Source organism: Chloroflexus sp. (assembly GCF_034435895.1).
Classification (GTDB): domain Bacteria; phylum Chloroflexota; class Chloroflexia; order Chloroflexales; family Chloroflexaceae; genus Chloroflexus.
Genome location: NZ_DAOTWH010000124.1, coordinates 1 through 22,629 on the forward strand (window position 1 = coordinate 1; position 22,629 = coordinate 22,629).

Below are 22,629 nucleotides of genomic sequence, written 5' to 3' on the forward strand. Positions count from 1 at the left end.
CTGAACCTACCAGCCCGCAACCGGTGCGCCGCGCGATTAGCGTGCGCCGGGCCGAACCGCCTGTCGAGGAGAATGGCTCGTCGATGCCGGTGCGCCGCGTGGTGGTCAATCGCACCGATCGCCCTGCCGCCGTCAGTGGTAGTGGCGCCGGTATGCCGGCGCGTGAGCCGCTCAATGGCCGATCGGATGATGAGCCGGAAGCGCAGTGATCGAACGTGGGCGAGGGAATCAGGTTGCAGCAGGCGAATGAGGTAGTATGACGCGAGTCATTATCTATTCCGGTAAGGGCGGTACTGGGAAGACGACGCTCTCGGCGGCGACAGCGGTGATGCTGGCGCAGTCTGGCCGCCGCACACTGGTGCTCTCGAGCGATCCGGCTCACTCGCTGGCCGATGTGATGGGGATCCCGATCAGCCGCGATCGGCCAACGCCGCTGGCTCCCCATCTCTATGGCCTCGAAGTGGATACGATCTATGAGTGGCGCCAGAATTTGGGCGGGTTTCAGCAGTTCGTGACCGCAACCTATTCGGCTCGCGGGATTGAACGCTCAACGGCTGCTGAGCTGGCCAATCAGCCCGGCCTTGATGAAATCCTCGCCTTGCAACGGGTGATGGATGAAGCGCAGAGCGGGCGCTGGGATGCGATTGTGCTTGATACCGCGCCGACCGGCAATACGTTGCGCTTGTTGGCCTACCCCGAAATGATCATTGGTGGCGAAGCCGGGAAGCGGTTGTTCCGCGTCTATCGCGGGATCGCCAATGTCGCCCGCCCGTTCCGGCGCGATTTGCCCGATGACCGCTTCTTTGAAGAGGTGGGTAAGCTGCTCGAACGGATGGATCAATTGGCCAACTTTTTGGTCAGTTCGGCAGTGTCGGTGCGGTTGGTGCTGAATCCAGAACGCTTGCCATTACTCGAAACGCGCCGGGCCTATACGTTCCTCAGCCTGTATGGCCTGCAACTCGATGCGGTGCTGGTGAATAAGATTTTGCCGCACCGCACCGATCTGGGCCCGTACTTCGATTACTGGGTCAATCTCCAACAGCAGTATCTGGCCGAGATTGATGCGAGCTTTGCGCCAACGCCGATCTTCCGCACGGTGTTGCAGGGTGGCGAACCGATCGGGGTTGAGGCGCTGTTGCATGTTGGCCGGCTGACCTTCGGCGATGTTGATCCGGGGGCGCTGCTCTACGATGAACGGCCGATCTGGCTCGAGCAGTGGAGCGAAGATGGCGAACCCGGCCAGTATGATCTCTGTTTGCGGTTGCCGTTCCTAGATGCCGGTGAGGCGATCGAAGTAAGCCATAGCAGTCCCGATTTAACGATTATGGTTGGGCGGATCGAGCGCACCATTGCCTTGCCGCGGGTATTGTACGACTGTGTGCTCGGTGAACATCGCTATGAAGATGGCGTCTTGCGGCTGGCGTTCTATGAAGCAAGCGCCGCCCGCGCCAGCGGCAAACAGCAAGTCGAGGCGGCCTAACGTGATCGCGGCTGCCTCTCCGTTGTCTATTCCGGTTGCATTGCGCGCCGGTTGCGAGCACTCTAGCATGCGCACGCTGATCTTTACTGCTCATCATCAACTTCAACAGAGCGCAGCTGCGCTCGCGACGGCTTGCCACGCCGCTCGGCGCGGTTATCGCACCTTGGTGGCTTCGAGCGGCCCCGGTCATCTAATCGGTCATCTGCTACACCAGACGCTTGGTTCGCGCCCGCTGGAACTTGAGCCAAACCTCGCGGCGATGGAGATTCATCCCCACGAGGAGGTTGCTCGCCGCTGGGAGCAGGTGCGTCCGTCGCTGCGCAGCGGGCTAGTGGCCCGCCTGCGCGATCTCGGCCCTGATGAGTTGCCGGCATTCCCCGGCATTGATGCGGTGGCGGTGATGTTGGTTGCCGAACGTGCCCGCCAGTCGGGCCGGTTCGATCTGTTAATTCTCGATGGCCCGTCACCTGACGCTCTTATCCGGGCATTGACGTTGCCTGATGTGCTGCGCTGGGCAGTGCGCCTGATCTTCGGCCTTGACCGCGGCCCCGGCAAGTCGCGCACTTCGCAAGAGCAGGCGATGATACCGGCGGCGATCGTGGCGCCGAGCGCGACCGCGCCCCTGCAAGAGTTGCGGATTGAGCTTGAGCAACAACGCGCCCGTCTCGAAACCGAGAGCGGAGCGCGGGTGCGGATGGTAGCGTTGCCGCCAGAATTGCGCCTGCCGCCGTTGCGCGCGGCGTTGACCGCTTTTGGCCTGTTTGGGTTGGCCAGCGATGAAGTGATCGTGAATGGCCAGCCCGACCAAGTCGATGACGAAAGCCGCCACGATTTCAGCCACGAGACCAGTCGGGCGCGCCCGTTGTTGCGGATTGGACAGCTGGAACTGACGCCAGCCAATCGCGATACGTGGGCCTTGCGCGGGGCGGCGCTCTACCGTGATGGTGATGTCTTCACCTCTGAACCGCCGCGCCTTGCCAGCAGCGAGCGTGATCTGCGCCTGCTGATTCCGTTCCTCGATGCCAAATCGCTCGATATTGCCGTGGCCAGCGAAGAGGTCGTCGTCCAACTCGGCCAGTTGCGCCGGCACGTGTTGTTGCCGGGGTTGGTGGATGGCGGTCGCTTACGGGCGCGGGTCGAGGGTGAATTATTGCGGTTGTGGGTAGAGTAGCGAAGGGGGCGCCTATGTCAGTGCTTGCCCAGCCGATCCCGATCGAGCGACCGCCGGCGCGGCCGATCGATGCGCCGCCAACGGCCAAGTATATTGAGTATGCCAATGAGGTGGCGACACGCCTTTCCGGCAAGTTGAGCGCCCGCGAACGGCGCCGGCTGGAAGGTGAACGCGCGCTCTTGGCCCGCGCCCGCTTTATCGAGCTGAACGGCGTCGTGCATCATTATCAAGATGTGGGGCCGCTCGATGGCGAACCGTTGCTACTCATCCACGGCTGGGATTGTTCGTCGTTTTGGTGGCATCACGTGATCGATCCGCTGGCGCAAGCCGGCTATCGGGTGGTGAGCTACGATTTGAAAGGGCACGGCTTTTCGGATAGCGACCCGCGCCAAGATTATACGGTGGCCGGGTTTAGCGCCGATGTGCAGGCGTTGTCACGCGCGCTGAATCTTGGCCCGGCCCACGTGGCTGCCTTCTCGCTCGGGGCGTTTATTGGTCTGCGCGTGGCAGCCCACCAACCTGAATTGGTGCGCTCGCTGATCTTCTTTAACTTTAGCTTGCTGCCGTATAATCAGTTTGCTTCGCAGTTTGTGCCGCGCTTGCTCGATACCGTGTTTAACGGGGTGTTGCGCCCGATCGAGCGGCGTAATTTGTGGTGGCTGCCCTTTATCTATGCCCGGCTGGTGATGGCGCAGAATACGCCGTCGGTCGGTGATATCCGGCTCGGCACGCTCGGTTTGCGCTATTGCGATCCGGCCGCAGTGCGGGTGTCGGCGACCGAATTGTCGCGTCCCGAGATTTTGGCCGCCGTGGCCGAGCAAGCCAAGACGATCCAGCAGCCGCTCTTGTTGGTGGCCGGCGCTAATGACCCGATTATGCGGCCATCTGATGGGCGCAAATTGGTGGCGCTCGCCCCCAATGGTTCATTTTTAGAAGTGCCGAAGTGCGGCCATCTGATCTTGTTTGAATTGCCCGAGCACGTCATTCAAATTATGCGCCTCTTCTTGAAAGGCGTTCGCTAGGGAGGTCGGTGTATGCAGTTGTTGCTTCGTTCCGGCGGCCAACAAATGATCATTGATATGGAGCGCGCTGATGACCGCCCGCTGTCGGTCGGCCAATATACCTACCGGCCTCGCCGGTTGGCCGGCAAGGTGCGCCGGCTGGTCGCCAAGATGTGGCCTGATATGCCCTCGTCAGTGCTCGATGAGCGCCTGACCTTCGAGGCGATGGATAACGGGCGCGAGACAGCATGGGGTGATAGTGGTAGCTTTTCACCGCGCTCTGGTTCAACCGTGCTGCTTGGGCGCTGGGATGAAGACGGCAGCGTGGGGATTGCGTTGCACGAGTTGGCCCATGAAATGCACCTGCGCCACGGCGGCTACGATGATAGCGATGGCGTGGTGCGCGAGGCGCTCGCAATGCTGGCTGAACGCGAATCTGGTCTGCGCCGCACGTTTGAGCGCGAACCATACCATTCCGCGTGCCAGTTGATTGAACAACTCGAGGAGTTGCCGGCCTTTAGCCGGATGGCGTTCAGCAAGCGGTGGGCCGAGGTGGTAAGCGTGACGTCGGCGGCTGGGTTAGCCGATCTAATTAATTACTATCTGGATCGCAGCGAGCGGTTGGGGTTGGCGCGCTGGCTTGATCGCTTGACGAAAAATGTTGATGTGCGGGATCTGTTGTTGGCCCGCTTGGCGAGCACATCGCTGCGTTACAGTCTGGATCTGCGCCGCTGCCTGATTAAGAAGTTGGTGCGGTGCAAACCGGAAACGCCAGTGGATCAACTCATGTATGTGCTTGACTCGATCGCTACGCTTGACCGGCGCTATCCCAATGATGATCTTGAACGCATCATCAATTTCTGTTTCGCGCCGTATGTGCCGCAGCGTCGCCGTCTCTTCGCCTTTGGCTCGTGATAGAGAGGAGCGCGTATGAATCGCTTCGAAGAAGAAAACCCGACTGTTCGTTGGCTGCCCGAATTTGCGCGCCGGTGGTTTGGTCTGACCAATGAAGATCCCCGTCGCAGTATCAATTCCCGGTATCAGTGGATGCCCAGTTGGTTGAAGCGTTTGTTGAATTTGGATGACACACCTGTGCCGTATGCCGGCGAAGCGGAGCCGGCTGCGCCGAGCCGGTCGTCATACGGGTATACGCCGCCGCCACGTTCGTATACACCCGGCGCGCCCTCGTTCACGCCCGGCGCGGCTTCGTATACACCCGGCGCGCCCTCGTTCACGCCGCGCAGCTTTGCGCCGGCAACCTATCGGCCGGCCAGCGAGGAGACGCCTTCCACGCCGGCCCGCCTAAGTCTCGCCGGTGATGAGTTGCCGCCAAATGTGCAGCCAATCGGCTATCTGCTGCGTTCGTATGCGCGCGGGGCCTTGCCGCCGCAGGGGCTTGAGGCCTTCACTCGCGAGACGCGCGCGACGACTGAGAAGCTGCTGAACTTCTATGGCCACTGGATCCGCTTCCAGACGGAGGAGTTTGTACGGATTGGGTGCGATCTGTTTAATGCCGCGATCGATGCCTTGCCCGGCGAGAAGGCTAAGCCTCAGCCGCAGACGATCCGGCGGATTAAGGTGGTGGCGGATAATGGCAATGGTAATGGTTCCTATCAGGCGCCGGTAACGCCGCCGAAGCCGTCATCTATGCCGCTTCCGCCGGCTGATAAACCCGAAGCCGGTTCTGAAGACAAGGATAAAGCGTAGTCTATGTCCCGTCCGGTGGTGATTATGGGCGGGTGGCTGTCGTCACCCGCCGATTACTTCGGTATGGCGCGCGTGCTGGCCTCGCCGCCATACAATCGGATCGTGTATGTGGTTGATTTCAGCCGGTTAGCGTGGGCGCGCTTGCGCGATCCCGATTTTGGGCCGGCGCTCGATGCGCTTGCAGCGACGGTGCGGATTGCGCTCGAAGAAACCGGCGCTGATAAGGTTGATTTGATCGGCCATAGCGCCGGTGGCCGGATCGCGCGCGCCTATTTGTCCGATGAGCCGTACCAAGGGGTGCGCTACGATGGCCATAAGGTGGTGGCAAGCTTAACCACCTTGGGGACGGCCCATGCCACCTCAGAGATCTGGGTGAAACAGTTTGCCGACTGGCTCGAGGCGCGCTACCCCGGCGCTGCTTTTCCGCACGTCAAGTATCGCGCTGTGGCCGGGCGGAGCGTACGTGGCCGTCGTTTCGGCAATCCCGAAGAAATGATTGCCTATCGTTCTTATGAGGTTTCGTTCGGCGATGGGAATCTGGTTGGCGATGGGATTGTGCCAACGGCAGCCTGCTATCTGGCCGGCGCCGACAACTTGATCTTAGAGGGTGCGCGCCATGCACCGTATAACGCGCCGGCGACGTGGTACGGCGCGCGGGATGTGGTGCCGCTGTGGTTTGAGGATTGATCAGGAGTGCTATGGCCCGTCCGCTGGTGATTATTGGCGGTTATCTGACCAGTCCGAGCGATTTTGCGGCACTGGCGCGGACGCTCGAGCAACCACCGTTTGGTTTTCGCGTCTTCGTGACCCCGATCGGTCGTATGCGCTGGGCTTTAACCCGCGATTGGGATTTTCGGCCGGTGTTGCGGATTGTGCGCGACACAGTGGCTCGGGCGTTGCGCGAAACCGGGGCTGAAACCGTGACCATTCTGGCCCATAGCGTCGGTGGCACAGTGGCGCGCATGTATCTTGGCGATCAGCCGTACAAGGGTGAAATCTACGGCGGCCACCGGTTCGTGCATCACTTGATCATGCTTGGTACGCCGCACCATAGCCAAGAGTTCTGGACGCGCCAGACCGTCGGGTTTACCAATCGTTGTTATCCCGGCGCGTATTATGATCATATCCGCTATACCTCGATCATTGGCCGCAGCATTCAGGCCAACCGGCAAGGACGCTGGGTCGAGCGGATGGCGTATAACAGCTACGTGCTGATCGATGGCCCTGCCGGCGCGCAGGCATGGGGTGACGGGATTACAACGCTTACCTGCGCAGCGCTCCCCGGCGCCGAGTATCTGGTCGTATCCGGCTTGCACCACTCGCCCTTCCATGGGCGGCCGTGGTACGGCGACCCCGAAGGGTTAAGAGACTGGCAACGAGTGTTGCTCGGATCATCATCAGTTGTTGTTTGAAATATCGCTGATTTGTACTATAATACAAATTGCATGAAATCATCGCACATTGACCGGTTGATTCTGTATGCTATGGCGGCTGTGTCGGGTGTATCGCTTGCGTGTTATACCGCAGTGCTCTATCTCTGCCGGCAAGAGGTGACTACGCATCATCCAGCGCGGGCAGTATTGCGCAATCGGTTAGCGAATGTCGCGCACGCACTCGATTGGCTGATGAACGTGATGGTGGCAGTGGTCGGGATTGGCCGGCTCTTTCGCGAAGAGCATTTTGGCGGGCAACACCAACCACGCTGGTTGAAGATCTATTTTATGATCACTGGCCCGTTGCCAACCATCGGTATGGTTGGGGCAATGATTACCGGCCATCGCTGGGGCGAGTCAATGCGTGATCATCCGCAGCAGCGCCGGTTGCATCGCTTCTTTGCATGGCTGGGATATGTCAGTTGGTGGCTAAGTTTTATTCCGATCTTCTTCCAGCCGTGGTTGAACCGGCAGGCGGCAGTATCTAAGCAGGGTTCAGAATCGGTTGTCTCTTAAGTAACATCGCACTTGTGCGCGAGGGGGAACGCATGACGACTTCACCTTCGGTTGAACCAACCACGGCGGGCGCTGCGGCGCTTGAGCAACAAGACCTGTTTGCTGCAACCAACCGTGCCTATGATATGGTGTTTAAGGGCACGGTAGATTTCTTCGTGATTAAGGCGGCAAAAGATTTGGGGCTGTTTGATCTGTTGGCTGCCGAACCGCGCACGCTGGCCGATCTGGCCACTTTGACCGAGACGGTGCCGCCGCGGCTGGAGAAGTTCTTGATTACGCTCGAGCAGGTCGGGTTGGCGGCGCGGCAAGATGATCGTTGGCAGCTGACTCCCTTCGCCGAGCAGTTCTTTGCCGATCCCGAACGCCATCGCAATATGACGATGGTGCCGTTCGTGGATTATATTTCTGACTTGATCGAGAATTACTACCTGCGCTTGGCTGATGTGGTGCGCGGGAAGGTTGATTTTACCAGCATTGTGCCGCATCCGCCGTGCACTCGCGAAGATAGCCTGTTCTACGAGACGTTGCACCGGTCGAATATTCAACTCTTCGTCGAGTTGTTGGTCAAGCGGGCCCGGCTGGCCGATGTGCAGATGCTGATCGATGTCGGCGGTGGGATTGGCGATATTGCTGCGGCCCTCTGCCAAGCCTTCCCCAACCTCAAGGTGACGTTGATTAACTTGCCTAGCGCGCTCGATCTGGTGCGCGAGAATGTGGCAGCCAAGGGTCTGAGCGACCGGATTACCCCGGTGGCGATCGATATGTACCGCGAGCCGTATCCTCCCGGTGATGCGGTGCTCTTCTCGCGCATTCTCTACCCGATGAATGCGCAGTTCTGCTCGATGTTGCTCAAGAAGGCCTACGATGCTTTGCCGAGCGGCGGGAAGGTGCTGATCCTCGATATGGTGATCAGCGATCCGCACCATCCAAACTACGATTATCTCACCCATTACCTGTGCGCTATCGGCATGGGCTTCTCGGTGCTTGAGTTTAAGGATCACGCGATCTACCCTGATCTCCTGCGCCAGATTGGGTTTACCGACATCACGTTCGATGAGGGGTACGAACACGTTCTGTATCAGGCCGTTAAACCGTAACTGTAAGGTTCAGCCATGTGTGACCGGTGCAGCTTCTGCCCGGCAATGCGGTAAGCAACTATGATTTCGACTGAACAGCGCGTCTCGCTCAGCCGAAAAATCCGGGCCCATATCGAGCTTGCCGATCCGGTGACGTGGATTTCGCCGGTACTGGTCTGTTTCTGTGGCGCACTGGCGTCAGGCTACGAGCGAGGCTTTGACTGGACGCGGCCCGATCACTGGTGGCTCATGCTGTTGGGCGCATTGATGACCGGCCCGCTTGGCACCGGTTTTAGCCAGAGTATTAACGATTATTTCGATCGTGAACTAGATGCGATCAACGATCCGCAACGCCCGATTCCGGCTGGGATTGTGACGCTGAATGAGGCGCGCTGGAATTGGATCGTACTCGGCACAGCCACCATGCTGGTGTCGCTGGTCTTTGGCCAGCCGTTGATCGTCTACTTCGCCTTTGTCGGTATTATGCTGTCGGTGATCTACAGCATGCCGCCGATCAAGCTGAAGAAACACTTCTGGTTGGGGCCGCCGGCTGTCGGGTTGGGGTACGTCAGTATGAGCTGGATGGCCGGCCACCTGATCTTTGCGCCGCTGACGTGGCAAAGCGTGGTGGTAGCGTTGATCAATGGCGGTTTAGCGGCTGGCTTGCTCTTCCTCAACGATATCAAGAGCGTCGAGGGTGATCGCAAGTTAGGTCTGAAATCGCTCACGGTTGCGATCGGTGTGCAGCGCACGCTGATTGTGGCTTATGCAACGATTAATGGCTTCGAGGCAATGCTGATGATATTGGCGTGGATGTGGGGTCAATACTGGGTGGCGGCGTTTATTCTGCTGGCGCTGGTAGTGCCAATCTATAATCAGGTTAAGCTCTACCGCGAACCAAACCAGCAAAATTACGTGCGTTACCTGCTGGCCTCCAACCCATTTGTGGCCTTAATCCAGATTGTCTCGGGTTTTCTGGTGGGCGGCTATTTTGGCTGACCGTTAAGGAGGTGCGAAGATGACGGAGACTGAAGGTGAGGTCCGAGTGCGCAGCGTCCCGGTGCGGCGCAGCGACAGCTTTGTCGAGTCGGTGATGGAGTTCGGTGGCGGCGTCGTTCGCCTTGGTATGGCGGTCTTTACTCTGCCCCTTGCGCTGCTGCCGTCCGAGTCGCGCCAGCACATGCGCAATGCGACCAAGGAGCTGATGTACGCCTTTGCCTCGTTGCCGCGTGATTTCGCCGACATCGCAGGCAAGAGCATCGAGAAGTGGGCGGCTGAGGGCGAAGAGAAGACTGAGGCGAAGTAACGCCGGTTGCTCTCGGTGAGCAGAGGAGGAGAGTCGTATGAGCAATGAGACGACCAACGAGCGTGATGGCTTGTTTGAGCTGGCGGCTGGCTTTGTCGGCGGGGCAACCCGGATTGGCCTGACGGTTGCTTCGGTGCCGCTGGTGCTGCTGCCGCGCAATTCGCGCCGCCGCGTGCGCCGGGCGATGGCCGAGGTAGCGATGGCTGTGGTGGCATTTCCGAAAGAGCTGGCCAATATTTCAGAGCGGGTGGTTGATGATATCGTCGCGGCTGAGCCGCCGCAGATCTCGCTGCCGAGCCCGAAGCAGGTTGGCGAGCAGGTGCGCTCGTTTACCGAGCGGCTGTCGCGCGCGGCGGAAGAGCTTGGCACGAGCTTTAGCCGCGCTGCCGGACGGGCTGCCGATGCGGTTGAGCAGGGTGCAGCCAAGGTTGATGAGTGGGTTGAGACACCGCCGAAGACGCCGCCGGCGCCGTGATCGCTCGGTGGAGTTATGGCTGACGCAGAGGCGTGGGATGCGCTGTGACGCTCCCATTCCTCTGCGTCCGTCTCTTGCTGCCAAAGGTGTGTGATCTGCGCCTGTTGTGCGGTTGACCGGCAACCGAGCCGTGGTATTCTGTAAATAGGGGATGTAGCGTGTCTACACCCGCCTGTCGTGACCAGTCCACGGAGCTTTGTGACCATGCAGATCGTTATTCTCGGCGCCGGCTATGCCGGTTTGCGCACAGCGCTCGATCTGGCCCGTTTCCGCCGTGAACAAGGGCTTGATATTACTATCCGCTTAGTTGATCAACATCCGTACCACCAGTTAATCCAGTTGTTGCATTTGACCGCAACCGCCGGGATTGCCGATCAGAAGTCGATCTATCAGCTCGATCGTTTGTTGCAGGGTCGTGATATCGAGCGGGTGGAGGGGCGCGTGACGGCAATCCATCCGCTTGAGCGCACGGTGACGCTGGCCGATGGCCGGAGCGTGCCGTACGATCGGCTGGTATTGGCACTGGGCAGCGAGACCTCTTTCAATGCACCCGGCGCCCGTGAACATGCGCTGCCCCTTCATACCTTCGCCCATGCCATCGCGTTGCGCAAACACATCGTCGCTCAATTTACCAAAGCGGCGTCGTTGACCGATCCGACCGAATTGCGGATCACGATGACGACGGCGATCGTTGGCGGCGGCTATACCGGTTGTGAGTTGGCCGGCGAGTTGGCGGCGTGGGCCGATGATCTGTGCCGGCAAACCGGCGCGCCCCGCAAGGAAGTGCGCATTGCGCTGATTGAACGCGAAGATCATTTGCTGCCGCACCTTGGTGAGTGGGCGAGCCACGAGGCTGTGCGCCGCTTGGAACGCCTCGGTGTGAATGTGTTTCTCAAAACGCCGGTAACGCAGGTCGAGCCGCAACGCTTGCGCTTTGCCGATGGCCGGATTTTGCGCGCCGGTACGATTGTCTGGGGCGCTGGCGTACGCGCACCGGCCCTCTTAGCCGAGGCCGGCTTCCCAACCGATCGGATCGGGCGGGTGCTGGTTGACCGCTATTTGCGGGTCAACGGGCAAGCGGTCGTGTTTGCCATTGGCGATTGCGCCGCCGTGTCTGATGGCCGGGGCGGGATCTTGCCACCTGCCGCATCATACGCCATCCGGCAGGGCGCCCATTTGGCTGCGGAACTGGCGGCTGAAGCGCGCGGCGAAGCGCCAAGGCCCTACGAGCCGATTGAGCTGGGCGAAGTCGTTTCATTAGGGCCGAATGATGCGATCGGGAGCGCATTAGGCGTGCCAGTGATGGGCTATCCGGCGATCATGCTGAAACGGGGGATTGAAGAGTATTACCGCGCTACCATTGAGAGCGCCTGAGCGATAGGAGCGTGATTATGATCGTGCAGGAACAGTTTGTCTCGATTAAAGCGCCGCCTGCCACCGTCGAGCGTTACTTGACCGATCCCGAATTAATGGCGCAGTGGCGCTCGCCGCTGGTGGTGCTCGATCCAATTGAGGGCGATTTGATGGCGTTGGGCAGCAAGCACAAACTGCGCCTCAAGTCGCTGGCGCTGGCCGGTGCGACTTATACCGTCACCGAGCGCGATAGCGGTCATATCTTGCTGGCGATCGATGGCCTGTGGCACGGTAAGGAGCTCTGGCGTTGGTTTGCTGATGGCGATCGCACGGTTGTGCAGAACCGGGTCGAGTACGAAGTGCCCGATCCGAGTCTGCGGGTGTTTGTCGTAGGTCTCGGCCAGATCTTTGCTTCGCTCGATATGCGCATCCAGCTTGATCGCTTGCGCATGATTATCGAAGGCAGCGGCCAACCGGCAGCGGCTCAGTCGCGTTGATGGCAGCGCGATCGCCTGCTCGCGATCGGCGCGGGGTTGGGCGATTGAAGGTGCTCGATCGTAAGGGCGGGTTTCACACCCGCCCTTCTTATCTTACGATGGACTTTTGCATAAAAGCACAGATATTGCACAAAAACTGCATCGTTTCATCCACTACAATGCAATCCGGCCCTGTGCTAGCATACAGTTGTCAGGATGGCAGGTTCGTCGGTGATGAGAGGTTGCGTATGGCGCGACAGCAACGGTTTAGCCCGCGCGATGAGGTCTATCTTGCCAGCACCAGCTTTGAAGTGTATATGGCTGCCGGCGGGGTGTTCATCGGCCTGTTTGGGTTGCTCTTTGCGATTAGCATCAAAATCAGCTTTGCATGGTTGATTTGGCCGGCGCTCTTTGTCTCAATTCTGGCCGGCTATATTACGCTCAACCGGCTTGAGAAGCGTGAACGTCAGCGCAAGCTGGCCGAGCTTGAGGCCGAGTACGCGGCGAAAGAACGGCTGGTGAACGGCGATTAAGCTGCATTTGTACGCATCTTGTCATCTTGGGCACGGCAGAGTTGTGTTATCTTCCAACTAACTGTGTTGTGCCAAGAGGAGCGAGATGCAGACACTTCGCCAGCTTCGCCGCACTCGTGATTTAACGTTTGTCGATTTGGCTCTCCTGACCGGGATTCCGGCGCGGGCCATTGCCGAAGCCGAGTATGGGATGCGTCGCCTCAGCCACGGTGAGGCTGAGGCGATTGCATTGGTGTTAGGCTTGTCACCCGCAGCGTTGTTGACACCGCCGCCGCGTCCATCGCCGCAAGCGAACGTCTTGCCGCTCGCCTTGGCCGCCGGATTGGCGGCAACGCTGGCGGCGACGCCGCTGGCAACCGGAGTCGCTCCCACCTTCCAACAGCAATGGCAGGCTTCTCTGCTTAATCAGGCCGGCGCACAGCTGATCGCAGCCATTCCTACCGTGGCCTTGCCGGCAGCAGCGCCGGCGCAACTGGTCGTGAGTGCTGCGCGTTCTGTTGCGCTGGCGACCCCCACACCTGACGCGCTGGCGCCCCTCATTGCTCCTGCGCCGCCACTTGCGCCAAACCCTACGGCGCTGCCCCAATTCTACCTCGATGAAGCTGGCCCACACGGTTGCCCAGTGCAGCCTGCGTCCGGCCAAGTTGTCATCACCCAAGGGTATGGCGTTGGCACCCACACGCCGGCCCATATTTGGGGCGCGATCGATTTGGCGGTTGACGGCGACGGCGATGGGTTGGCCGAGCCGGGGCCGAGCTGGTATGCGCCAGTGGTCGCTACCCACGATGGGTTGGTAAAGGTGACGATGAATAGCTATCCCGCCGGCCATCACGTCTGGGTGGTAGCGCCAGACAGAGTCTGGCGCACTGGCTACTCGCACTTGGTGATTGTGACGGTGATTGACGGGCAGCAGGTGCGGGCCGGCGAGGTGATCGGCTTAATGGGCAGTACTGGCTTTGCCAGTGGCCCGCACCTCGATTATCAAGTTTGGCGCGGCGACGTGAATATTGATCCGACGTCATTGGTGGGGTGTGGTGGGAAATAATCGCCGCAAAAAGACGCAGAACACACGAAAACGGATTGGCTGGTTTGTTAGCTAGTTGCGCCGGCAGTGTTGCTACACAGCAATTGGCTAATATCTGGCTTTGGGCTCAGCCTACAGTCATTTATGTTTTCTGTGTCTTTTCGTGGCCATCCTTCACGCCCGCAACGAACGCTGGAAGAGCGACAGCGCGAAGGCCATGCTCGCCGCAGCAAAAATGGCCAGCACCAGACTGCTGGCCCACAGCGGCAGGGTAGCTTCCACGCCGAACGCCAAAGCGCGCACGGCATCGATCAGATACGTTGCCGGATTGATGAGCACAATCGCTTGCATCCATCCCGGCAATACTGATAGCGGGTAGAGGGCATTTGAGGCAAATAGCAGCGGCAGGTTAAAGAGGAAGATCATACCATGATAGCCGGCGATGCTGCGTGAAATAGCCGCCACGCCGAGCGCCAGCCCGCTGAAGCCGATGGCAAAGATCGCAAGCAACACGAGCGCACCCAGCCAGCCAACCGGGTTGATCACCAAGCGCGCCCCCATGAGCAACCCAATGATTAACATTAGCGTCGCTTGAAAGAGCGCCTTGGTTGCGGTACTCGCCGCACTGCCCAACAAAATGCTCAAGCGCGGGATCGGCGCGGCCAGATACTCTTTCACAATCCCGCGCAGCCGTTCATCCAACAATACCATGCCGCCGCCAACCGCGCCGCCCAATGCGCTGAGGGCAATGATGCCCGGCAGAATAAATGACATATAATCACTGCCGCCGACATCGCTAATCATGCCGCGCATGCCAACCCCAAAGAGCACTACCCACAAGACCGATTGTAATGCCAACCCAACCAATTCTTCGGTGTGCTGGATGAATTTGCGCATGTGCCGCGTCCAGATGACATACGTGGCGTACATAGAGCGCTCCTCTAGCAGTGTGTGTAGGTATTAATCGCGCAGCGCGGCGCCGGTATAGTGCAAGAACACATCGCCGAGCGACGGGCGGGCAAGGGTGACATCTTCGACGGCGAAGCCGTTGTTGCTGATCGCATGCAGCACTGCTGGCAAACGACGGCTGCCGTTGTCGGTATAAATCAGGGCCAAGCCATCGGCTAGGTCAGTCGCGACTTGGCTCACGCCATCAATTGCAGCGGCAACCGTGGCCAGATGCTGCAAATCACCATTCCCGCGCACCCGGATGACATCAGAACCGAGCGAAGCGATCAGATCACCCGGCTTGCCTTCGACAATCAGGCGACCGTGATCGATAATGCCTACGAGGTCGGCCAAGGCCTCGGCTTCATCCATCGCGTGGGTGGTGAGCAAGATGCTCATCCCGCGGCGGCGGTTCAGATCGCGCACATAGCTCCAGATATTAACCCGATTTTGCGGATCGAGGCCCTGCGTTGGTTCGTCAAGCACCAATACCTGCGGATCAGTCATCAGACCGCGGGCCAATTCAAGCCGCCGCTTCATCCCGCCGGAATAGCTCTTGACCGACCGATCGATGGCGTCGGTCAATTGCACCAACTCAACCAATTCAGCAATCCGTTGCCGGCGCACAGCGGATGGCAAGCGATAGAGGCGACCGTGAAAATCGAGCGTCTCGCGCCCAGTCAGCAACGGATCGAGCACCATCTCTTGAAACGTCACTCCAATCCGGCGGCGAACCTCGGCGGCATCGCGCACCACATCGTAGCCGAGAATGCGCGCGCTGCCGGACGTCGGCGGGAGCAAGGTGGTGAGAATGCTGAGCAGGGTCGTTTTGCCAGCCCCGTTTGGGCCAAGCAATGCGTAGATCCGCCCAGCCGGAGCTTGGAGCGTGACATGATCGAGCGCCGTCACCGTGCCGTACCGTTTGACCAGCGCCTGTGTTTCAACAGCTTGTTCGTTCATCACCGTGCCTTTGCCATCGGGCCACAACTCTTTCAGAGCATAACGCGCCTGTGCAGCGATGTCAAGCCCGTCTGTGAGAACTGTCACAGGGATTGACTTTCACGGATGATAGTGCTATGATCGCACGGCAAGCATCAATGACGATGCGCAGGTTGATAGTTATCGACCATGCGTTCGACAGCCGACGGAACGCCGACTGCCGCGCACAGATTGCGTTCCGTCTTTCTATTGCCCAAAACCGTTTCGTTCGCACATTAGCAAGGAACCTGTGGCTATGTTTGCCCAGATCAAGCGCATTCTGGTTGGCCGGCCGATTGCCACCGAACATCAGCACCACGAACGGCTCAATAAAACGACAGCGCTGGCAGTCTTTTCATCAGATGCGCTCTCGTCGGTCTCGTATGCGACTGAAGCAATCCTCACCATTCTCATTCTCGGCGGAAGCGCGGCGCTTGGTCTATCGTTGCCGATTGCCGCCGCGATTGCATTGTTGTTGCTGATCGTTGGCCTTTCTTACCGGCAGACGATCAAAGCGTATCCGCAAGGCGGCGGCGGCTACATCGTCACGCGCGATAATCTAGGCGATCTGCTGGGTTTGGTAGCCGCCGGCGCCTTGCTGATCGACTATGTGCTAACGGTTGCGGTGAGCATCTCGGCTGGCGTTGCTGCCATCACGTCGTTAGCAACGAACTGGGGCTTTCCAGCGCTCCGCGATCATGCGGTTGAGATTGCCCTCGTCTGCATTCTGATCGTCACCATTGCCAATCTGCGCGGCGCTAAAGAGAGCGGCATGATCTTTTCCATCCCGACGTATGCGTTTATCACCGGCATTCTCTCGATGATCGCAGTCGGTATCGGCCATGATCTGGTGTTTGGCGCCAAGCCGGTAACGCATTCGATCGATCCGGATATTCCGCTTACCGGCGAGGCGATCTCGCTGTGGTTGATTTTGCGCGCCTTTGCCGCCGGTTGCACTGCCCTGACTGGAATTGAGGCGATTAGCGATGGTGTGCAAGCGTTTAAACCGCCGGAGTCGCACAATGCGGCGATCACCCTCACGTGGATGATCACGCTGTTGGTCACGATGTTTCTAGGTATTACGTGGCTGGCGCATACGCATCAAGCGGTACCGAATGAGTTCACCCACGAAACGATCGTCTCGCAGATTGCGCGCACGATTTTTGGCGTGGGGCCAGTGTATGTCTTTATTCAGGTGGCTACTGCCTTAATTTTGGTATTGGCTGCGAATACGGCCTTCGCTGACTTCCCGCGTCTTGCTTCCTTCCTCTCGCGCGATCGCTTCTTGCCCCGCCAGTTTTCCTCACGCGGCGACCGGTTGGTCTTCTCGAACGGGATTCTGGTGCTAGGGATGTTCTCGGCGCTGTTAGTAGTTATCTTTCAGGCGAATGAGATCGCGATGCTGCCGCTGTACGCGGTCGGGGTGTTTACCTCCTTCACCCTCTCGCAAGCGGGGATGGTGCGCCGCCATCTGCGTCTACGCCAATCGGGGTGGCTGCAAAGTGCCATGATCAACGGTTTCGGCGCTATCCTCACATCGATCGTGTTGGTGATCTTGATGGTCACAAAGTTCGTCCATGGCGCGTGGATGGTCATTACGGCCATTCCGATTTTGGTTTTGATGTTCCGGTCCATCAACTTGCACTATCGCCGCGTGGCCGAGCAATTGTCGTTAAGCGGCGCTATCTTGCCGCCCGAACTGCGCCGCCACACGGCGATCGTTTTGGTGAGCGGCATTCACCGTGGCGTATTGCCGGCCTTGCAATATGCACGCTCGATTGCGCCTGATAATGTGACTGCGGTGTATGTTGATCTTGACCCAGACGCGACCGAGAAATTGCGCGCGCGTTGGCGCGATTGGGGGTGCGATATTCCGCTGGTTGTGCTCGAATCGCCGTTCCGCTCGCTGATCAACCCGATTGTGCGCTACATTGAAGAGGTCGAGACGCGTTATGGCGATGATGTGATCACGGTAATCTTGCCCGAATTTGTGCCGGCGCGTTGGTGGGAACACCTGTTGCACAACCAGACCGGTTTGTTGATCAAGACGACCCTGCGATTACGCGGCAATGTGGTGACCAGCGTGCCGTACCGGTTAGAGCGGTGATGCTGCTCGTAGGGGCGCAGACCGTGCGCCCCTACGATGTTTGCGTGACGTGATCGACTGCCCGGTTATCTCTGGCCATCCGTTGGATGATCTGCGCCCGATCGGGTAATGCCGTATCACCGACCCCTTCTACGACACAGGCCGCTGCCGCGGCAGCGAAGCGGGCCGCGGCAAAGGGATCGCCTGTTTCCCACAGCCGGATGAGGAAGGCGGTGGCAAAGACATCGCCGGCGCCGGTTGGATCAGACTCTTGGGCTTGGTAGGCAGGGATATGGTGCGGCTTACCGTGCAAGAACATCGTGGCGCCGCGCGCGCCATGGGTGATAATGCCAATCGGCGCTGAGCTGGCGTAATAGGCGGCTAATTCGTCATCGCCTCCCACATCTTCGCTGCTGAGACTGAGCACATGCACGCGCTGTAGTTCTTTGGGCGCGGGTTGCCAGCGGCGCAGCCGAATGGGTGATGGCAAGTCATCGTTCCAATCGCGCAGCCATCCTTGGGCTGTAGCGCCGATCAAGGCGCTCGGAAACGCTGCGGCTAATGCAGGGGTGCATTCATGCACAACCGGGCCGAGCAAGACGATAGGGGCCGCGCGCCAGCCAAGCGGAATATCGGTCACGCTCATCGTTGGCGCGACCGCGTGGAGCCACTGGCGCCGGCCAGTGGGGGTGTAGCGGTTCTCAAAGGTTGAACTCACGCGCGTCGCAATGTTCGCCCATGCCACCCCAGCAGGAGCCGGTTCAGCGCTGGCAGTGACAATAGCCGGACGCAAGCCGAGCCGTTGCGCCAGCAGCGCAGCGAAGCGAGCGGTACCGCCAGCGGCAGTTGCGCCAGCCGGCAACAGATCGCGAGTCACGTGGCCGATAGCAACAAAATCAATCATAGGGTGTCAGCGCAGACGTGAAGGCGAGATGGGTGTAATGCGGGAAGCAACTGGGGGCCGGTGAGCCACCAGCCCCCTACCGGTTACAATTTTGCCGGATAGATCACTATCTTGCGATTCTCGCCCTCGCCGGAACTCTCGGTATAAATCGTCTTGTCGTCGCGCAGGGCAAGGTGAACGATCCGCCGCTCGTAGGCGGCCATGGGTTCCAGCATAATAGGCCGGCCGGTCTGGCGTACCCGTTCCGCCATCCGGCGGGCAAGGCTTTCGAGGGATTCTTGGCGGCGTTGGCGATAATTGCCCACATCAACCACCAACTGCGGCCATGCATGCACGCGCCGGCTCACCAACAGATTCAGCAAAAATTGGAGCGAGCGCAGCGTCTCGCCGCGGCGTCCGATCAGCAACCCCATCGCCTCTTCATCGGCGCCCTCAACGTGCAAGGTAATCGTGTCTTCCGGTTCACCCTGCGGGCCGGGCACCCGCGAGACGACAGCCGTCACATACGCATGGATATCCATGCGTTCGAGTAGATCTTCGAGAATGCGTTGGGCGATAGCGCTCACCTTCTCGATCGACGGTCGCTCTTCTTCATCTTCGACAACGGTGACGCGCACCAATGCTTCATCACCCTTCTCGCCCGGATCAAGCACTTCAATTGCCACTTCATCGCGATCGCGGCCCAGTTGGGCCAACGCCAGCTCGACAGCTTCGGCGACGGTGCGCGCGCTGATCTCGATGCGCTTCATAGACACCTCTCGGTCACTGTGACCGTCTGCTTAAACGTCTCTTGCCCTTAACGACGGCGACGCGGGTTGGGATGCTGGCGCGCTGCGCGATGCTCTTCGCCAGCGGTCTCGCTCGATTCTACCGGCGCTTCAGTCAATGGCCGCATCACCGACCAGAAATCAACCTTTGGGGTTTCGGGTTGCGCTTCAGCCGCCTGACCCGCCGTGGCCGGCGCCAACGACAATGCCGGGGCCGGGCGGTTGTCGGGGGGCAGGAAGCGTAGGTAATTGGCCAGCGACCCCCAGCCCGAGGTGAAATACTGCTGGATCACGCCAATGACGCTGCTAATGACCCAGTATAGCACGGCACCAGTCGGGAAGGTAAAGGCAATGTAGCCGAAGACGAACGGCATAATCAACATGGCCTGCGTAAACGCCTTTTGTTGCGGATCTTGCACCCGCGGCGTCGCCATTAACTGTTGCATCAACTGCAAGACGATCGAGAGCACCGGCAAGATGAGATAGACAAAGCCGGCAAAACCATTCGGGCCAAACGCCGGCATACCGAGATCCATGCCAAAAAAGGGGGCGGCAAGGATCTGGGCCAGCCGTTCGTCTTTGAGCATTTCAGCGGCGGCGGCGCTCAGGTTGACCCGCTGTTCGGGTACCATTAGGTGATACACCGCTTGGTACACGCCGAAAAAGATCGGCAATTGCAGCAAGAGCGGCAAACATCCACCGACCGGGTTAATCTTATGCTCGCGGTAGACGCGCAGCGTCTCTTCTTGGAGGCGCTGGGGATCTTTGCCGTACTTGCGCTGGATCTCCTTCAAGATCGGCTGCACCTCTTGCATACGGCGGCTCGAACGGAGCGAGCTGAGCGTCAGGGGCAGAATAACGAGGCGCGCCGCGATCGTAAAGAGCACGATGCCCAGCGCCATATTGCCGGTCAATGATGAGAAGAAGAGCAGCAATTGTTCGAGCAAACCAACAAATGCCGACCAAATGTTCATGATGATCCCCGTTCGTATTGTGGATGCGAGGTAGCCGATGTTGATGCAGTTGATTTGGATTCCGGCGCGTTCAAGAGGCAAGCCTGCCGCAGAAGTGCGGCAATATCGGCTTGTAACTGGCTAAAGGGCGCTTCAACCACTTCCGGCGAGCGAATCATAAAGACCAAATCGTAGCCGCTCTGCAATGACGGCAGCAGCAGGCGAACTGCCTCACGGACGCGCCGGCGCGCACGGTTGCGTTGGACTGCGCCGCCGATGCGCCGGCCAGCGACGAACCCGCAGCGCACTGCATTGCGCCGGCCCGGCGCGACGGTCAAGGCCAGCCACGGTGACGTAACAGTGCGACCTTCGTGGCGCACGCGGCGAAATTGTTCGGGCCGGCGGAGCCGATTTGCGCGTCGCATGGGTAAAAAACAAACGGGCTATCGGCCACAGATGGCGCAATGGCCAGCCGCTGAGGGCGACACTGTAGGCGATAACCCGTCCCATCCCGTCATTAGCGATGTCCGCGGCGCACCGCTCGCCGCTCATCACTCACCGTCAGCTTCCAGCGCCCCTTGAGACGCCGGCGGCGGAGCACTTCGCGCCCGTCTTTAGTCTCCATCCGCGCCCGAAAGCCGTGTTTGCGGCGGCGCGGGATGCGCTTCGGTTGCCATGTTCGCTTGGGCATTGTATTTACTCCTCAGAGATTATCGCTTTATTGACAAAAACTATCACCATTATACTCGTCGCGCTGGATGCATGTCAAATAGTCGCCTGCCGGCGCCATCGCCGGCAGGCCAATTCCTATCCTTACGCGACGCGCCTATTCATCGTGACCGATTTGCTGGAGGGTGCGCCGGATCGCATCGCGCTGGCGCCGGTTCGATGGGCGCTCAATCTCGTCGTCATCATCGGGGTCGCGGCGGCGGCGATCGCGGTCACGATCGCGGCGGTTGCTCGGCCCGCCGAACTTCGTCAACAGATCTTCGAGGGTCGCATTGCCCTCAAAAGCGTCTTCTTCCTCTTCGCCGACCATATACATTTCAGGGGCCGGTTGGGCATTGCGCCGTTCGCGGCGGTCACGCCGCTCGCCGCGTTCGCTGCGTTCGCTGCGTTCGCCGCGTTCGCTGCGTTCGCCACGTTCACCGCGCTCACGGGCTGCCTGCGCAGCAGCAGTGTAGCGTTCAAAGTTACTGCGGCCACCACGGGCAGGCGCGACCTCTTCCGCCGGCTCGCTCGCCTCAGAGATCGACGCTGCTTCCGGCTGCTCCTCTTCGAGGCGCATGGTCAGGCTGATCCGCTTGCTCTGCTGATCGACGCCGAGCACTTTCACCTTCACCTTATCGCCGACCTTGACCACATCTTCGACCTTAGCCACGCGGTGCGGGGCGAGCGCCGAGATATGGACGAGGCCATCGCGGCCAACGCCAATATCAACGAACGCGCCGAAGGTGGCGATACCGCTCACGGTGCCTTCGACAATCTGACCCGGCTCGAGCTGCTGCATCCGCTGGGTGCGCAGGGCTCGGCGCAGGCTCAGGCTGATGCGAGCAGCATCGCCGTCAATCTCAAGCACCTTAAACTGATAGCGCTCACCAACCTTGACCGCATCTTCCGGCTTCTCAACCCGGCCTTCAGCCAGTTCGCTGACGTGGATCAACCCATCTTTGCCGACGCCGATATCGGCGAAAGCGCCGAAGGGGGCAAAACCGGTAATCACGCCTTCGACGACATCACCGACGCGCAGGCTGACCAGCTTCTCGCGGTCGATCTCTTGGCGGCGCGGCTGTGGTTGTTGCTGCGGTTGTTGCTGCGGCTGGCGCGCGCGGCGCGGCGTTTCCGCCCGCGCAGGGTCACGCATCGTCAAGCTGATCCGGCGCGCATCGGTATCAATGCTCTTGACCCACACCTTCACCGTATCGCCGATCTGTACCAATTCCGAAGGCGTCTCAATCCGGCGATCGCTCATCTCTGAGATATGGACGAGACCGTCGCGGCCCACGCCAATATCCACAAAGACGCCGTACAACGCGATCGACGTAATCTTGCCTTCCAGTTCCATGCCGGGTTGCAAATCCTTCAACCGGCGCGGCTTTTGCGGTTGTTGTTCACCCACTGGCGTAAAACTCGCGCCAGCCGGTTCCGTCTCAGTGGATGCACCATCTCCCGCGGTGGCTGGAGCCGTTGCCGTTGGAGCATCAGCAGCCTCCCCTGCGGCGGCGGGCTGGGCCGCCTCCTGCTCAGGGATAGGCGCTACCGCCTCTGCCGGCTGAGTAAGCGCGGCGACGGCAGCCTCTGCCGCCGGAGCAGTAGCTGCCGCAAGAGGCATGTCAGGCAGCTCGCCCGCAGCGACCTCATCCCTACGTACCTGATCCGTCATTGCCTACCTTCCTCCTCACGTAAACGATTACCGAAGCTATGGTTGTGGCATCAAGCAAC

The 22,629-nt window shown here is 59.8% G+C and carries 25 protein-coding genes and 1 pseudogene; 18 read left to right on the forward strand and 8 right to left on the reverse strand.

Annotated features, from left to right (window positions below):
- From U9R81_RS07170 to U9R81_RS07250, 17 genes and pseudogenes are all read left to right on the forward strand, one after another.
- Nucleotides 1-209 (forward strand): annotated as a pseudogene (locus U9R81_RS07170) (hypothetical protein); the annotation flags it as partial.
- 47 nt (nucleotides 210-256) lie between these two features.
- Complete coding sequence (locus U9R81_RS07175; RefSeq protein ID WP_322494818.1) at nucleotides 257-1,480, forward strand: ArsA family ATPase; 1,224 nt, start codon at nucleotides 257-259, stop codon at nucleotides 1,478-1,480.
- Nucleotides 1,481-1,547: 67 nt separating this feature from the next.
- Nucleotides 1,548-2,651, forward strand: a complete 1,104-nt coding sequence (locus tag U9R81_RS07180) for an ArsA family ATPase (RefSeq protein WP_322494819.1) — start codon at nucleotides 1,548-1,550, stop codon at nucleotides 2,649-2,651.
- A 14-nt stretch (nucleotides 2,652-2,665) separates the two neighbouring features.
- Nucleotides 2,666-3,673 (forward strand): alpha/beta hydrolase, encoded by a 1,008-nt coding sequence (locus U9R81_RS07185; protein ID WP_322494820.1) that lies wholly within the window; start codon nucleotides 2,666-2,668, stop codon nucleotides 3,671-3,673.
- A gap of 12 nt (nucleotides 3,674-3,685) precedes the next feature.
- Entirely contained in the window at nucleotides 3,686-4,567 is an 882-nt protein-coding gene (locus U9R81_RS07190; protein WP_322494821.1) for a hypothetical protein, read from the forward strand.
- Between the two features lie 15 nt (nucleotides 4,568-4,582).
- The gene (locus U9R81_RS07195) at nucleotides 4,583-5,359 is read left to right on the forward strand and encodes a hypothetical protein (RefSeq protein ID WP_322494822.1); all 777 of its coding nucleotides are present in this window, start codon (nucleotides 4,583-4,585) and stop codon (nucleotides 5,357-5,359) included.
- 3 nt (nucleotides 5,360-5,362) lie between these two features.
- A complete protein-coding gene (locus U9R81_RS07200; protein WP_322494823.1) occupies nucleotides 5,363-6,046 on the forward strand; it encodes an esterase/lipase family protein in 684 nt (227 codons plus the stop codon).
- A gap of 11 nt (nucleotides 6,047-6,057) precedes the next feature.
- Nucleotides 6,058-6,771, forward strand: coding sequence for an esterase/lipase family protein (locus U9R81_RS07205; protein ID WP_066783720.1), 714 nt, complete (start codon nucleotides 6,058-6,060; stop codon nucleotides 6,769-6,771).
- 33 nt (nucleotides 6,772-6,804) lie between these two features.
- The gene (locus U9R81_RS07210) at nucleotides 6,805-7,308 is read left to right on the forward strand and encodes a hypothetical protein (RefSeq protein ID WP_066783718.1); all 504 of its coding nucleotides are present in this window, start codon (nucleotides 6,805-6,807) and stop codon (nucleotides 7,306-7,308) included.
- 32 nt (nucleotides 7,309-7,340) lie between these two features.
- Complete coding sequence (bchU, locus tag U9R81_RS07215) at nucleotides 7,341-8,405, forward strand: bacteriochlorophyllide d C-20 methyltransferase BchU (RefSeq protein WP_322494824.1); 1,065 nt, start codon at nucleotides 7,341-7,343, stop codon at nucleotides 8,403-8,405.
- Between the two features lie 60 nt (nucleotides 8,406-8,465).
- Entirely contained in the window at nucleotides 8,466-9,383 is a 918-nt protein-coding gene (bchG, locus tag U9R81_RS07220) for a (bacterio)chlorophyll synthase (RefSeq protein ID WP_322494825.1), read from the forward strand.
- A 19-nt stretch (nucleotides 9,384-9,402) separates the two neighbouring features.
- Complete coding sequence (locus U9R81_RS07225) at nucleotides 9,403-9,690, forward strand: hypothetical protein (RefSeq protein ID WP_322494826.1); 288 nt, start codon at nucleotides 9,403-9,405, stop codon at nucleotides 9,688-9,690.
- Nucleotides 9,691-9,727: 37 nt separating this feature from the next.
- Nucleotides 9,728-10,165, forward strand: coding sequence for a hypothetical protein (locus U9R81_RS07230; protein ID WP_066783711.1), 438 nt, complete (start codon nucleotides 9,728-9,730; stop codon nucleotides 10,163-10,165).
- A 204-nt stretch (nucleotides 10,166-10,369) separates the two neighbouring features.
- Nucleotides 10,370-11,539 carry an NAD(P)/FAD-dependent oxidoreductase gene (locus tag U9R81_RS07235; RefSeq protein WP_322494827.1) on the forward strand — a complete coding sequence of 390 codons (1,170 nt, stop codon included), beginning with the start codon at nucleotides 10,370-10,372 and terminating at the stop codon, nucleotides 11,537-11,539.
- 17 nt (nucleotides 11,540-11,556) lie between these two features.
- The gene (locus U9R81_RS07240) at nucleotides 11,557-12,015 is read left to right on the forward strand and encodes an SRPBCC family protein (RefSeq protein WP_322494828.1); all 459 of its coding nucleotides are present in this window, start codon (nucleotides 11,557-11,559) and stop codon (nucleotides 12,013-12,015) included.
- A gap of 227 nt (nucleotides 12,016-12,242) precedes the next feature.
- The gene (locus tag U9R81_RS07245) at nucleotides 12,243-12,527 is read left to right on the forward strand and encodes a hypothetical protein (RefSeq protein ID WP_322494829.1); all 285 of its coding nucleotides are present in this window, start codon (nucleotides 12,243-12,245) and stop codon (nucleotides 12,525-12,527) included.
- An 85-nt stretch (nucleotides 12,528-12,612) separates the two neighbouring features.
- Nucleotides 12,613-13,572, forward strand: a complete 960-nt coding sequence (locus U9R81_RS07250) for a peptidoglycan DD-metalloendopeptidase family protein (protein ID WP_322494830.1) — start codon at nucleotides 12,613-12,615, stop codon at nucleotides 13,570-13,572.
- A 153-nt stretch (nucleotides 13,573-13,725) separates the two neighbouring features.
- Here the strand turns inward: U9R81_RS07250 and U9R81_RS07255 are convergent, their stop codons facing one another.
- Nucleotides 13,726-14,481 carry an ABC transporter permease gene (locus U9R81_RS07255; protein ID WP_322494831.1) on the reverse strand — a complete coding sequence of 252 codons (756 nt, stop codon included), beginning with the start codon at nucleotides 14,479-14,481 and terminating at the stop codon, nucleotides 13,726-13,728.
- Nucleotides 14,482-14,511: 30 nt separating this feature from the next.
- Entirely contained in the window at nucleotides 14,512-15,546 is a 1,035-nt protein-coding gene (locus tag U9R81_RS07260) for an ATP-binding cassette domain-containing protein (RefSeq protein WP_322494832.1), read from the reverse strand.
- Nucleotides 15,547-15,733: 187 nt separating this feature from the next.
- Between U9R81_RS07260 and U9R81_RS07265 the strand changes: the two genes are divergently transcribed.
- Nucleotides 15,734-17,584 (forward strand): APC family permease, encoded by a 1,851-nt coding sequence (locus tag U9R81_RS07265; RefSeq protein ID WP_322494833.1) that lies wholly within the window; start codon nucleotides 15,734-15,736, stop codon nucleotides 17,582-17,584.
- Nucleotides 17,585-17,615: 31 nt separating this feature from the next.
- Here the strand turns inward: U9R81_RS07265 and U9R81_RS07270 are convergent, their stop codons facing one another.
- The 6 genes from U9R81_RS07270 to U9R81_RS07295 all read right to left on the reverse strand — a co-directional run bounded on the left by U9R81_RS07270 (nucleotide 17,616) and on the right by U9R81_RS07295 (nucleotide 22,570).
- A complete protein-coding gene (locus tag U9R81_RS07270) occupies nucleotides 17,616-18,467 on the reverse strand; it encodes a PfkB family carbohydrate kinase (RefSeq protein ID WP_322494834.1) in 852 nt (283 codons plus the stop codon).
- Between the two features lie 83 nt (nucleotides 18,468-18,550).
- Nucleotides 18,551-19,216, reverse strand: coding sequence for an RNA-binding cell elongation regulator Jag/EloR (jag, locus tag U9R81_RS07275; protein WP_322494835.1), 666 nt, complete (start codon nucleotides 19,214-19,216; stop codon nucleotides 18,551-18,553).
- Between the two features lie 47 nt (nucleotides 19,217-19,263).
- Nucleotides 19,264-20,208: a YidC/Oxa1 family membrane protein insertase gene (locus U9R81_RS07280; RefSeq protein ID WP_322494836.1), complete on the reverse strand. Its 945-nt coding sequence runs from the start codon at nucleotides 20,206-20,208 to the stop codon at nucleotides 19,264-19,266.
- Nucleotides 20,205-20,612, reverse strand: coding sequence for a ribonuclease P protein component (gene rnpA, locus U9R81_RS07285; RefSeq protein ID WP_322494837.1), 408 nt, complete (start codon nucleotides 20,610-20,612; stop codon nucleotides 20,205-20,207). The genes U9R81_RS07280 and rnpA overlap by 4 nt, the downstream gene beginning before the upstream one ends.
- Nucleotides 20,613-20,704: 92 nt before the next feature.
- Nucleotides 20,705-20,878 carry a 50S ribosomal protein L34 gene (gene rpmH / locus U9R81_RS07290; protein WP_066783693.1) on the reverse strand — a complete coding sequence of 58 codons (174 nt, stop codon included), beginning with the start codon at nucleotides 20,876-20,878 and terminating at the stop codon, nucleotides 20,705-20,707.
- A gap of 135 nt (nucleotides 20,879-21,013) precedes the next feature.
- Nucleotides 21,014-22,570, reverse strand: a complete 1,557-nt coding sequence (locus U9R81_RS07295; protein WP_322494838.1) for a S1 RNA-binding domain-containing protein — start codon at nucleotides 22,568-22,570, stop codon at nucleotides 21,014-21,016.
- Nucleotides 22,571-22,629: the final 59 nt, after the last annotated feature.

Excerpts from the sequence above, each read along its gene's own strand:
- U9R81_RS07175 (WP_322494818.1), top strand. The coding sequence starts at position 257 with ATGACGCGAGTCATTATCTATTCCGGTAAGGGCGGTACTGGGAAGACG.
- U9R81_RS07180 (WP_322494819.1), top strand. The coding sequence starts at position 1,548 with ATGCGCACGCTGATCTTTACTGCTCATCATCAACTTCAACAGAGCGCA.
- U9R81_RS07185 (WP_322494820.1), top strand. The coding sequence starts at position 2,666 with ATGTCAGTGCTTGCCCAGCCGATCCCGATCGAGCGACCGCCGGCGCGG.
- U9R81_RS07190 (WP_322494821.1), top strand. The coding sequence starts at position 3,686 with ATGCAGTTGTTGCTTCGTTCCGGCGGCCAACAAATGATCATTGATATG.
- U9R81_RS07195 (WP_322494822.1), top strand. The coding sequence starts at position 4,583 with ATGAATCGCTTCGAAGAAGAAAACCCGACTGTTCGTTGGCTGCCCGAA.
- U9R81_RS07200 (WP_322494823.1), top strand. The coding sequence starts at position 5,363 with ATGTCCCGTCCGGTGGTGATTATGGGCGGGTGGCTGTCGTCACCCGCC.
- U9R81_RS07205 (WP_066783720.1), top strand. The coding sequence starts at position 6,058 with ATGGCCCGTCCGCTGGTGATTATTGGCGGTTATCTGACCAGTCCGAGC.
- U9R81_RS07210 (WP_066783718.1), top strand. The coding sequence starts at position 6,805 with ATGAAATCATCGCACATTGACCGGTTGATTCTGTATGCTATGGCGGCT.
- bchU (WP_322494824.1), top strand. The coding sequence starts at position 7,341 with ATGACGACTTCACCTTCGGTTGAACCAACCACGGCGGGCGCTGCGGCG.
- bchG (WP_322494825.1), top strand. The coding sequence starts at position 8,466 with ATGATTTCGACTGAACAGCGCGTCTCGCTCAGCCGAAAAATCCGGGCC.
- U9R81_RS07225 (WP_322494826.1), top strand. The coding sequence starts at position 9,403 with ATGACGGAGACTGAAGGTGAGGTCCGAGTGCGCAGCGTCCCGGTGCGG.
- U9R81_RS07230 (WP_066783711.1), top strand. The coding sequence starts at position 9,728 with ATGAGCAATGAGACGACCAACGAGCGTGATGGCTTGTTTGAGCTGGCG.
- U9R81_RS07235 (WP_322494827.1), top strand. The coding sequence starts at position 10,370 with ATGCAGATCGTTATTCTCGGCGCCGGCTATGCCGGTTTGCGCACAGCG.
- U9R81_RS07240 (WP_322494828.1), top strand. The coding sequence starts at position 11,557 with ATGATCGTGCAGGAACAGTTTGTCTCGATTAAAGCGCCGCCTGCCACC.
- U9R81_RS07245 (WP_322494829.1), top strand. The coding sequence starts at position 12,243 with ATGGCGCGACAGCAACGGTTTAGCCCGCGCGATGAGGTCTATCTTGCC.
- U9R81_RS07250 (WP_322494830.1), top strand. The coding sequence starts at position 12,613 with ATGCAGACACTTCGCCAGCTTCGCCGCACTCGTGATTTAACGTTTGTC.
- U9R81_RS07255 (WP_322494831.1), bottom strand. The coding sequence starts at position 14,481 with ATGTACGCCACGTATGTCATCTGGACGCGGCACATGCGCAAATTCATC.
- U9R81_RS07265 (WP_322494833.1), top strand. The coding sequence starts at position 15,734 with ATGTTTGCCCAGATCAAGCGCATTCTGGTTGGCCGGCCGATTGCCACC.
- U9R81_RS07270 (WP_322494834.1), bottom strand. The coding sequence starts at position 18,467 with ATGATTGATTTTGTTGCTATCGGCCACGTGACTCGCGATCTGTTGCCG.
- jag (WP_322494835.1), bottom strand. The coding sequence starts at position 19,216 with ATGAAGCGCATCGAGATCAGCGCGCGCACCGTCGCCGAAGCTGTCGAG.
- U9R81_RS07280 (WP_322494836.1), bottom strand. The coding sequence starts at position 20,208 with ATGAACATTTGGTCGGCATTTGTTGGTTTGCTCGAACAATTGCTGCTC.
- rnpA (WP_322494837.1), bottom strand. The coding sequence starts at position 20,612 with ATGCGACGCGCAAATCGGCTCCGCCGGCCCGAACAATTTCGCCGCGTG.
- rpmH (WP_066783693.1), bottom strand. The coding sequence starts at position 20,878 with ATGCCCAAGCGAACATGGCAACCGAAGCGCATCCCGCGCCGCCGCAAA.
- U9R81_RS07295 (WP_322494838.1), bottom strand. The coding sequence starts at position 22,570 with ATGACGGATCAGGTACGTAGGGATGAGGTCGCTGCGGGCGAGCTGCCT.